The sequence below is a fragment of the Aeromonas finlandensis genome, assembly GCF_000764645.1.
In the GTDB taxonomy this organism is placed as follows: domain Bacteria; phylum Pseudomonadota; class Gammaproteobacteria; order Enterobacterales; family Aeromonadaceae; genus Aeromonas; species Aeromonas finlandensis.
Genome location: NZ_JRGK01000160.1, coordinates 1 through 9,318 on the forward strand (window position 1 = coordinate 1; position 9,318 = coordinate 9,318).

The window sequence follows — 9,318 nt, forward strand, 5'->3', positions numbered from 1 at the left end:
CGTAGAGTGAGCCTGCGTCTTGCCGTGGCTTGGGGTATAATCCGCGACTTTTACAACAAGCCGTGATCGAGATGTACTACCCAATTAACGAGATTTTCCAGACCATCCAGGGGGAGGGCATCTTTACCGGCCTGCCCGCCATCTTTGTTCGCCTGCAGGGTTGCCCGGTGGGCTGCCCCTGGTGCGATACCCGCCATACCTGGGTTGTTGAGCCGGCTCGTGAAGTGGGTAAAGAGGTGGTGCTGGATCGTTCCAACGAATCCGATTGCTGGAGCAAACTCAGCACCGAGCAGATCATCAAGAGCTTTGCCGAGTTGGGTTATCGGGCCCGCCATGTGGTGATCACCGGTGGCGAGCCCTGCCTTTACGATCTGCATGAACTCTCGTCAGCGCTGCTGGCGGCGGGTTATCAGGTGCAGATTGAAACCAGTGGTACCAGCGAGATCAAGACCCATGAGCAGACCTGGGTCACGGTTTCGCCCAAAATAGGCATGAAAGGGGGGCTGCCTGTGCTGGTCTCTGCGCTGGCGCGGGCCAACGAGATCAAGCATCCGGTGGCGACCGAGCACCATATCGAAGAGCTGGATGCGCTGCTCGCTACCGCGACTCTGCGCCCGGATGTGGTCATTGCCTTGCAGCCGATTAGCCAGAAACCACGGGCCACCCAATTGGCGATGGAAACCTGTATCGCGCGTAACTGGCGACTCTCAATCCAGACTCATAAATATCTGGATATCGATTAATATGGATTGGTTGTCCGACGAGCAGGTACTGCTGAACCTGACCAACAAGATGCCTTACGGCAAATATCAGGGGCGGCGTATCATCGATATTCCAGAGCCCTATCTGGTGTGGATGGCCCGCAGCGGTTTTCCGGCGGGTAAATTGGGCCAGACGCTGGCACTGGCTTACGAGATCAAGCTCAATGGACTTGAGTCAATGATTATTCCCATTATTAACAGGATGTCGGTATGAGAATATATACGAGGCAGGGCGACAAGGGCATGACCCGGCTGGCCGATGGTATCCAATTGCCCAAGGATCATTTGCGGGTCGAGACCTACGGTTATATCGATGAACTTAACTCCCATATTGGCTTGCTGATTTGTGAAGTGCCGTCGCAAGAGGTCGGTTTATTGGCTGACTTGCAACTGTTGCAACAGGAGTTGTTTGATCTGGGGGGGGAGTTGGCATTCTCCAGCGACGCCCAGAATGAATCAATTTGGCAGGTTAATGCCGCCTGGACCACTCGCCTTGAACAGCAGATAGATCGTTATAGCGAGCCATTGCCACCGCTGCGCCAATTTATATTGCCCGGTGGTTCCCGTGCGGCGGCGCAAGCCCATGTGGTGCGTACCCTGGTGCGTCATTGCGAGCGCTTGCTGCTGACATTGAGCCGTGAAGAGCGGGTCAATCCCGAGGTTCTGCCCTATCTGAACCGGATGAGTGACTGGTTCTTTACCGTCGCCCGCTACCTCATCTGCGTGGCAGGGGCGCGTGAAGTGTTGTGGGTCAAGGCAGCAGATCGCCCGCAATCGGCTATCTGATATTTCACATTTAAGCTGCAATAAAAAACCTCGCCTTGGCGAGGTTTTTTATTAGCAAAGCAAGTGGGATCAGATAGCAAAATCTTCCAGTGATTTGCCTGCGGCCACTGCGCTGGCAATCGCCGAGGGCATACGGCCCTGGCCGGTCCAGGTTTTCTCTACGCCATTATCCTGATAGCGATATTTGGCCGGACGTGGCGCACGTTTAGCTTTTTCTGATTTGCCCGGAGCGGTGGCGACAACGCTCACCAATTCTGCAGGGTCAATACCGGCGGCTTTCAGCATTTCGCTATATTCGTTAATTTTCCGCTGATGCTCTTCGCGAGCTTGACGCTCAGCAGATTCATCCTGTTGACGTTCGGCGACGATAGCTGAAAATTTTTCCAGTGCCTCTTCCAGTTGTTCCAGAGAAAGTTCGCGGCAGGTAGCACGCAGACTGCGGATATTAAGCAGTACCTTTAAAAATTCATTCATAGGATTTACCACGTCGAGTCAGAGGGGAAATATTGAGTTCCTCCTGATTCTTGCGTGGCAATTTAAATAAGTCAAGAAGTGCAAAATATTATATTGGATGGGAGTCCCTTGCCATGGATATTCCATCACAGGCATTTATCTATGAGGCTTGGATACCAACGAAACCATGATAGGTGAAAATAGCGTCAAAACTGGTGTTGCTGCATCATTTGACTACCATTTTCCGACGTTGATATGTTTATCATGACTATTTAATCAAAAAACTTGCTATAAGCTGCCATCTCGATAAAATGTCCCGCGAATACCTTTAAGTAGAGGCGCGCTGCCTATGAGTATTTGTGCGGAGGGTGATGCCTGCGATGCACAAGGAAAGGAGTCAGCGCCGAAGTGGCCAGGCCATCATACCGGGCTGCTGGTTCTGCATCTAATAGGTGCAGGACTGCCATAGTCATCCACTATGGAGCGCTACCTGAAGGGGCTGAGGAGTATAACCTCCCCATAGGTTTTGTTTCTTTAGATCCTCTCGGTAGATCTCCACCTGTAATCTTTAGGTGCAAAGAGATCATGGACATTAGTCATTTCGCCGACTCCGGTTGGTCCGTTCTTCCCCCCCTGTTGGCTGTCGCCCTGGCGATCATGACCCGCCGTGTGCTGCTATCGCTCGGTGTGGGCATCCTTACCGGCAGTCTGCTGCTCAACCAGTTTTCTCCCCTCGATTCCCTGCACTATCTGCTGGGTACCGTGCTGAAGATTTTCTGGGTCGATGGCGCGCTCAACCGTGACAACATCAACATGTTGCTGTTCATGCTGCTGCTGGGCGGCCTGATCAGCCTGATGAGCGTCTCCGGGGCGACCCGTGCTTTTGCCGAGTGGGCAGCCAAGCGTGCCAAGACCCGCAAGGGCGCCAAGGCGCTGACCGGCATGATGGTGTTTGCCTTCTTTATCGATGACTTCTTCCACAGCCTGTCGGTGGGGGCCATCTGCCGTCCGGTGACCGACCGCTTCCAGATCTCTCGTGCCAAGCTGGCCTATCTGCTGGACTCCACCGCGGCGCCTGTTTGCGTACTGATGCCCATCTCCTCTTGGGGCGCCTATATCATCGCCCTGGTTGGCGGCATCATGGCGGCCCACGGTCTGACCGAACAGAGCCCCATCGCGGCGTTTGTCGAGATGATCCCGATGAACCTCTACGCCGTCTTCACCCTGATCATGGTGCTGGTGGTGATTGCATTCCAACTCGATATCGGTCCGATGCGTCAACACGAAGAGTGGGCGCTGGAAGGCAAGCTGTGGGATGAGTCCAAGGGCCGCCCCATCGGTCTGGATATGGAGAGCCCGGAAGAGAGCAACGGCGGCATGATCGACATGGTGTTGCCGATCCTGACCCTGACCGCCGCCACCATCTATTTCATGATCGATTCCGGTGCTGCGGTGTTGAGCGAGAAAGGGCTGCCGTTCAGCGTGCTCGGCTCGTTCGAAAACACCAATGTCGGCTCTTCGCTGGTCTACGGTGCCCTGTGCAGTCTGGTGGTCTCCATCGGTCTGGCCATGCGTTTGAAGCTGGGCGCCAAGAACTGGATCAAGGCGGCTCCGCAAGGCGTTATGGCCATGCTGCCAGCCATCAACATTCTGCTGTTTGCCTGGACCATCGGTGCCGTGGTGCGTGATGTGGAGACCGGTAAGTACCTGGCTTCGCTGGCCAATGGCAACCTGCCGATCGAAGTGTTGCCTGCGGTGGTCTTTATCCTCTCCTGTGCCATGGCGTTTGCCACCGGCACCAGCTGGGGCACCTTCGGTATCATGCTGCCGCTGGCCGGTGACATGGCCGCAGCCAGCGACATCAGCTTGATGCTGCCGATGCTGGCCGCCGTACTGGCTGGCTCGGTGTTCGGGGATCACAGCTCGCCCATCTCCAGCACCAGTATCCTTTCAGCAACCGGAGCCGGCTGCCATCACATCGATCACGTGATGACCCAACTGCCCTATGCACTGGCCATCGCCTTCGGTGCTGCCATCGGTTACCTGGTCATGGGTGTGATGCACTCCAGCCTGGCTGGTTTTAGCGTCAGCGCCCTCTGGTTTGTGCTGTTTACCAGCTATCACCTGAAAAAGGCCAAAGCGCGGCCAGTTTTGGCAACCGCGTAACATTTATAGAGCAAGGGGCCCGCGGGCCCCTTGGTTTTGTCAGGGGCTTTGGTTAGCATGCGCCCCATAAATTCAGTATCGGAACAGTATCATGGCTTCACTGCACTACAAATTTGCCACCATGAATTCAGGCAAATCCACCCAGCTCATTCAGGCGCACTTCAACTATCTGGAGCGGGGCATGCATCCTCTGGCGATGACGCCTGCCATCGATGACCGTTTCGGGGTCGGGGTGATCAGTGCCCGGGTTGGCCTTGAACTGAAGGTGGACGTATTCAGCGACAGCTGTGATCTGTTTGAAATGGTGAAAGAGCGCCATGCAAAGAAACATATCGATGTCTTCATCGTGGACGAGGCCCAGTTCCTGACCCGTGAGCAGGTCTACCAGCTGGCCCGCATCGTCGATGAGCAGGATATTCCGGTGATGGCTTATGGCCTCAAGACCGATTTTCGTGGCGAGCTGTTCCCGGGCTCCTACCATCTGCTCTGTCTGGCCGACAAGTTTGAAGAGTTGAAAAGCATCTGCTGGTGCGGCAACAAGGCCCACATGAACTCCCGGGTCAACGAAGCGGGTCAGGTGATGCGTGATGGCGAACAGGTGGAGATCGGCGGCAACGATCGCTATGTGTCGCTCTGTCGCAAACACTATCTCGAAGGTCGGGCCTACAAGTAAGTCGGCTGCGATATTTGAATCGTCGAGAAGGGCGCCAATCTGGCGCCCTTCTTATTTTCCCCAACTTGTATCGCTGTGGTTCAGTCGATCTCGATATCCACCGGCGCAATGATGGGGTCGGCCACCGGCAGGCGTTGAAACAGCTGGCGAAAATGGTGTTGTACCCGGCCGATATCCACCAGCGACATGCCGGAGGCAAAACCGAACCAGACGTAGAGCCCGGTGAGATCGCGAAACATCGGCGGCAGGTAGCGAGGGGCGGCAATCAGCCCCTCCAGATAGTGCTGATAGAGCACCGGAATGTCATCCAGCGTCACCTTGCCGACAAACAGCATCGGCAGGATCTCCGGCACCCCTTCCAGCACGGCGCTGCGGATAAAGTTGACCGTCTCCACATAGCCACGCACGTAGGAGAGATCCTTGGTAAAGCAGGCGCCGCCGCCCACCATACCGCCACGAAAGACCCGCTGGGTGATCTTGTAGGCGTCGTGCTCGCTGGTGCCCTGCTGTACGAAGTGCTGAAACACCTCGATAAAATCGGCGCCCCGCTCGGCCATGTCGATGGCCATTACCCGATCGGAGATGCGCTTGGCCCGATCCGGAAAGGAGCTGAAGGTGAGCGTCTCAATCAAGACCGCCAGCCCCTCCTGGCACGCAGTGATCCGCGGCGAGCCTGCGCTCAGCCAGGTGGCATAGGGCTGCTGGCGACCGTTGAGGGTGGTGCCGACATGAACCCACCCCTCGTGCACCTCCAGCACCTGCAAGTCCAGCTCGGAGAAACGGGCGTGGGAGTTGAGCTTGATGTAGTCGCCACCGGCCGCGGCGTCGGAGACGATGCCATCGCTCAGCTTTACTTGCACTGTGCCGTCACTGAAGTAGCTCGACAGCTTGCCCTGTAGTTTGGCTACCGCCGCTTCTCCTTCGAACTCCTTGGGGTAGGGGCGCACCAGATGGCGTGCACCGGGCAGGGAGAAGATGTCGCACAGGCGAGAGCCCAGCTCCTTGAGGGTCTTGCGATCCCCGCGCAGGTGATCGCTGGCGGAGCCATAAAGCAGCTGGCTGTAACGCTGAAAATCGGGTTGGCCGCGCTGGCGCAGCATCTCGATCACCACCATGTACTGATCGACTGTCTCTTGCAGGATCCGGCCAAGATCGTCCTGCGGCCCCAGCTTTCTGCGGATCCGGTCCCGCAGCTCCTTGAGCTCCAGATACTTGTTGCGGGGATCGAAGCCAAGGGGGAGGGCATCATAGAAGTGCCTGTCGATAGCGGGCAGCTCTCTGCCACCGCTTGCCAGAAAGCGCTCTTGCAGATGGCGTGGCCACTTGATGGCATCCAGAATGCGGATGGGTTTTTGCAGGGCGAGCAGCTCATCCGAGAGTGATTTCAGATGGAGGCGATACTTTTCTTGGATGGTCATGGGGCCCCCTGTGGGGCAAGCGTCGTCGTGGATTTGGCTGAGTATATGCATAGCGCTTGCCAAAAAGAAGCAAGCTGCGCGGTTATTGGCCTGGCGTGCTTTTGGTTGCCGGAAAATTGGTTTAGACTGCGCCCCTTGATCCCAATCTTGTCGTGGAAATGATGAATATCCCCAGCTCCGAAATGATAATGCGTTGGTTGCAACAGGCTCGTATCGAGCACTATGTCTGCGACCAGTGTCACGGTATCCACATTGTCTCTTTGCAGTCGGTCGATGGTATTCAGGAGAGCCGGATCTTCGTGGAAGAGGAAGGCCTGCTGTTCTCCTCCGAGCTGGAAGTGCGCCCCTCCGCAATGCTGCCGCTGGTCGCTGAACTGGGCAGACTCAATATGCAGTACCCCTCCCTCAAGGTGTTTCTCGATATCATCGATGACAACCTGCCGCGGCTGGTTGTCGGCCACACCGTCTTTACCAAGGCCGGACTCAGCGTCGAGCAGTTCCTGCTGTTCGTGCAAAGCACCATCGCTGCCACCCACGAACTGGTTGCCGAATGCGAACGTTCCGGCTTCCTCAACCTGCCGGAAATCCAGGTTGCACCGGAATCTGTGCATTAAGTGTTCGAACAGTTCGCCATGTGAAAAAAGCCGTTGACGCGGGCGGGGCTTTCCCCTAAATTACGCCCCGTTCCAGCGCAACAGCGCAGCGAATGCCGTGTTGGCTGAACACGTTAAACCACAGACCAAAATTTGGTGAGGTGTCCGAGTGGCTGAAGGAGCACGCCTGGAAAGTGTGTATACGGCAACGTATCGAGGGTTCGAATCCCTCCCTCACCGCCAAATTGAATGTGAATCAACCCCATGAATTTCATGGGGTTTTTTCGTTTCTGGAGGCGCGAAAAGGCCAGTGTCACTATGAGGTGTCACGATCATGCCGAGCTACCTGCTGAAAAACCGAAACGGGAACTACTACACCCGCATTCCGTTTCCCCAATCCCTTCGCCTGTTGGGCTGCCCCCTAGAGATCAGAGTCTCCCTGCTCACCAAAGATCGCAGTGAAGCCACACTTCGCAATCTGGTTGCAGCACATGGCATCAAGATAATGATGGGCAGATTACCCGCTCTCTTGAAGGCTGACAGTCATCAGCCGACGACCCGTTTTCGAGACCTTATCGCGCCGGATCTGGCTCGCTTACGCCAACAACTGCTTTCCTCTGCTAACGGGCTTATTCAGTCGTCTCCACTTACTTATAGTCAGCCCGATGACGTGTCAGCAGCATCCTGCTGCGACTCTCCAATGAGGGCATCGCAAGTACAGCCGCCTCTTGTACCGCGCCAGCATCTTGAACCAGCTGGTACAATGCCCAGGACCATGAGCCAGTTGCAGGCTGAGTTTCTGGAGCGTAAATCGCAGGACAACATTTCGCAACGCTCGATCCAACAGCTCCAGACTCGTACAGAGGCTCTGATCCAGGCGGTTGGTGGCGGCTTCTTCGTTCAGGCGTTGAAATACCAACACGTAGACTTGTTTGTGCGTAATCTCTCGACGGAGAGGTTGCTAAAGGCAAAAACGATCAGTGAATACCGGAGTGCTTGTGCGCAGATGCTGTACTTTGCTGTGCAGATGGAATATACGGCCAAAAATCCATTTGATCAGGTCAAAATCAGATGTGCGCAGCCTACCCCACGACAGCGCTGGGAGCGCCTCCAGCTCAAGACCCTGTTCAGCTCTGAGAGCTTCACCCAACACGCGTACAACAACGTAGATGATTTCTGGATACCTCTGGTACTGCTACACACTGGCGCACGGCCTGCGGAGATCTGTCAGCTACGTGTCAGTGATGTGATGACCCAGGATAATATCGCCTGCCTCAGCATTACCGACGAGGGAGAGGCACAGTCGATCAAAACCGGCAACAGCCGACGACTCGTACCCATACACAGCAGGTTGATTGCACTGGGATTCCTGCATTATGTCGAATTGCGGCGTAGGCAGGGCCATGTGCAGCTGTTCAGTTGTACGGCTACAGGGGCGTTTGGCGAATGGACCAAAAATTTCGAGTGCTGCTTCTCCCGCTACCAGGGGAAACTGGGATTTGTGGCGGGGCAACGACCTACCACCTATGGGTTCCGCCACACCGTTATTGATGAGCTGCAACAACGTGATACACCCGAGCATGCGGTCGCAGACCTGGGGAAGGTACGACCCACTTGTTCGCACCTTCCCTAGCTGAGTTCCAAGCAATGTTGGCTCAAGCTGGGATTGATCCGACTGCGTTGGTAGGCAGTGCCCCAGCAGCGACTGCGGCTAAAGCTAAACGATCACCGCGTCCCCCGAAATACCGTTACGTTGAGAATGGCGTAGAGAAAACCTGGACCGGCCAGGGCCGTACACCCAAGTTTCTGGCTGAGCAACTCGAGCAAGGTCGTCAGTTGGATGAATTCCTCATCTAACTAAATAGACAAGGCCATGCCCTCACGGTGTGGCCTTTCTGTTTACGTGCTTCGTGGCTAATTAGTGCCAGCTCTCGTCGTTACGAACCAGGAATATTCGGTAATGATCTGTCGCATGACTGAGGTCAGCTCTAATGACATGATTCAAAACATCCTTTAGCATGCATATGATGCTGGCTTAGCTCAGTAGGTAGAGCAACTGACTTGTAATCAGTAGGTCACCAGTTCGATTCCGGTAGCCAGCACCACGATCACCACCAAATTCTTCATAGCCGCCCCTGATGCCAGCCATAAAAGACTGTAGTGGTCTCATCACACGTACACCACGTACTGAACATCAATGGCTCAGCGCGATCCCATTTCTGAGTTGGCTATCAAGCCACGTCTTCGAAGCTGTCGTTCGGGTGTGTACGTCAGCCATGCCACTTCGTGTCCCTTTGAGCTTGCGGGAGTTAGAGGTCTGTCAGTGGGCGGCTGAAGGGAAGCAAGTCAGTGATATCGCTCAAATCCTGGGTATTACCCCTCGGACAGTCACCTTTCATCTGGAACGTATAACCGAGAAGTTGGGGGCGAGCAGCAAGAGCCAGGCGATCTCTTGGGCTCTCAAGCAG

The 9,318-nt window shown here is 55.5% G+C and carries 10 protein-coding genes, 2 tRNA genes, 1 pseudogene and 1 riboswitch; of the genes and pseudogenes, 11 read left to right on the forward strand and 2 right to left on the reverse strand.

The window, feature by feature from the left end:
- Nucleotides 1-71: 71 nt before the first annotated feature.
- Genes queE through LD28_RS0111920 form a run of 3 tightly spaced genes read left to right on the forward strand, consistent with a single transcriptional unit; the run spans nucleotide 72 to nucleotide 1,547 of the window.
- A complete protein-coding gene (gene queE / locus LD28_RS0111910; protein WP_033137188.1) occupies nucleotides 72-743 on the forward strand; it encodes a 7-carboxy-7-deazaguanine synthase QueE in 672 nt (223 codons plus the stop codon).
- Nucleotide 744: 1 nt separating this feature from the next.
- On the forward strand, nucleotides 745-975 hold the full coding sequence (locus tag LD28_RS0111915) for a DUF3820 family protein (RefSeq protein WP_033137189.1): 231 nt from the start codon (nucleotides 745-747) through the stop codon (nucleotides 973-975).
- Entirely contained in the window at nucleotides 972-1,547 is a 576-nt protein-coding gene (locus tag LD28_RS0111920; RefSeq protein ID WP_033137190.1) for a cob(I)yrinic acid a,c-diamide adenosyltransferase, read from the forward strand. The genes LD28_RS0111915 and LD28_RS0111920 overlap by 4 nt, the downstream gene beginning before the upstream one ends.
- 69 nt (nucleotides 1,548-1,616) lie before the next feature.
- Here LD28_RS0111920 and LD28_RS0111925 read toward each other — a convergent pair whose 3' ends face one another.
- Nucleotides 1,617-2,021: an H-NS family histone-like protein gene (locus tag LD28_RS0111925; protein ID WP_033137191.1), complete on the reverse strand. Its 405-nt coding sequence runs from the start codon at nucleotides 2,019-2,021 to the stop codon at nucleotides 1,617-1,619.
- Nucleotides 2,022-2,325: 304 nt separating this feature from the next.
- Nucleotides 2,326-2,497: riboswitch (Lysine riboswitch) on the forward strand.
- A gap of 88 nt (nucleotides 2,498-2,585) precedes the next feature.
- Between LD28_RS0111925 and LD28_RS0111930 the strand changes: the two genes are divergently transcribed.
- The gene (locus tag LD28_RS0111930; RefSeq protein ID WP_033137192.1) at nucleotides 2,586-4,166 is read left to right on the forward strand and encodes a Na+/H+ antiporter NhaC family protein; all 1,581 of its coding nucleotides are present in this window, start codon (nucleotides 2,586-2,588) and stop codon (nucleotides 4,164-4,166) included.
- Nucleotides 4,167-4,257: 91 nt separating this feature from the next.
- The gene (locus tag LD28_RS0111935) at nucleotides 4,258-4,839 is read left to right on the forward strand and encodes a thymidine kinase (protein ID WP_005337121.1); all 582 of its coding nucleotides are present in this window, start codon (nucleotides 4,258-4,260) and stop codon (nucleotides 4,837-4,839) included.
- Between the two features lie 80 nt (nucleotides 4,840-4,919).
- Here the strand turns inward: LD28_RS0111935 and LD28_RS0111940 are convergent, their stop codons facing one another.
- The gene (locus LD28_RS0111940) at nucleotides 4,920-6,257 is read right to left on the reverse strand and encodes a flavohemoglobin expression-modulating QEGLA motif protein (RefSeq protein WP_033137193.1); all 1,338 of its coding nucleotides are present in this window, start codon (nucleotides 6,255-6,257) and stop codon (nucleotides 4,920-4,922) included.
- Between the two features lie 158 nt (nucleotides 6,258-6,415).
- Between LD28_RS0111940 and LD28_RS0111945 the strand changes: the two genes are divergently transcribed.
- From LD28_RS0111945 to LD28_RS23825, 6 genes and pseudogenes are all read left to right on the forward strand, one after another.
- Complete coding sequence (locus tag LD28_RS0111945; protein WP_005337119.1) at nucleotides 6,416-6,871, forward strand: type III secretion system chaperone family protein; 456 nt, start codon at nucleotides 6,416-6,418, stop codon at nucleotides 6,869-6,871.
- A 134-nt stretch (nucleotides 6,872-7,005) separates the two neighbouring features.
- A tRNA-Ser gene (locus tag LD28_RS0111950) sits at nucleotides 7,006-7,093 on the forward strand.
- 91 nt (nucleotides 7,094-7,184) lie between these two features.
- Entirely contained in the window at nucleotides 7,185-8,483 is a 1,299-nt protein-coding gene (locus LD28_RS0111955; RefSeq protein WP_156120199.1) for a site-specific integrase, read from the forward strand.
- Nucleotides 8,480-8,707: pseudogene (locus LD28_RS22335) on the forward strand (H-NS histone family protein); the annotation flags it as partial. The gene LD28_RS0111955 and the pseudogene LD28_RS22335, both read left to right, overlap by 4 nt.
- Before the next feature lie 172 nt (nucleotides 8,708-8,879).
- A tRNA-Thr gene (locus tag LD28_RS0111960) sits at nucleotides 8,880-8,955 on the forward strand.
- Nucleotides 8,956-9,126: 171 nt separating this feature from the next.
- A partial coding sequence (locus tag LD28_RS23825) for a helix-turn-helix domain-containing protein (RefSeq protein ID WP_241462291.1) occupies nucleotides 9,127-9,318 on the forward strand: 192 nt, incomplete at its 3' end.

Excerpts from the sequence above, each read along its gene's own strand:
- LD28_RS0111940 (WP_033137193.1), bottom strand. The coding sequence starts at position 6,257 with ATGACCATCCAAGAAAAGTATCGCCTCCATCTGAAATCACTCTCGGAT.
- queE (WP_033137188.1), top strand. The coding sequence starts at position 72 with ATGTACTACCCAATTAACGAGATTTTCCAGACCATCCAGGGGGAGGGC.
- LD28_RS0111930 (WP_033137192.1), top strand. The coding sequence starts at position 2,586 with ATGGACATTAGTCATTTCGCCGACTCCGGTTGGTCCGTTCTTCCCCCC.
- LD28_RS0111955 (WP_156120199.1), top strand. The coding sequence starts at position 7,185 with ATGCCGAGCTACCTGCTGAAAAACCGAAACGGGAACTACTACACCCGC.
- LD28_RS0111925 (WP_033137191.1), bottom strand. The coding sequence starts at position 2,021 with ATGAATGAATTTTTAAAGGTACTGCTTAATATCCGCAGTCTGCGTGCT.
- LD28_RS0111920 (WP_033137190.1), top strand. The coding sequence starts at position 972 with ATGAGAATATATACGAGGCAGGGCGACAAGGGCATGACCCGGCTGGCC.
- LD28_RS0111945 (WP_005337119.1), top strand. The coding sequence starts at position 6,416 with ATGATGAATATCCCCAGCTCCGAAATGATAATGCGTTGGTTGCAACAG.
- LD28_RS0111935 (WP_005337121.1), top strand. The coding sequence starts at position 4,258 with ATGGCTTCACTGCACTACAAATTTGCCACCATGAATTCAGGCAAATCC.
- LD28_RS0111915 (WP_033137189.1), top strand. The coding sequence starts at position 745 with ATGGATTGGTTGTCCGACGAGCAGGTACTGCTGAACCTGACCAACAAG.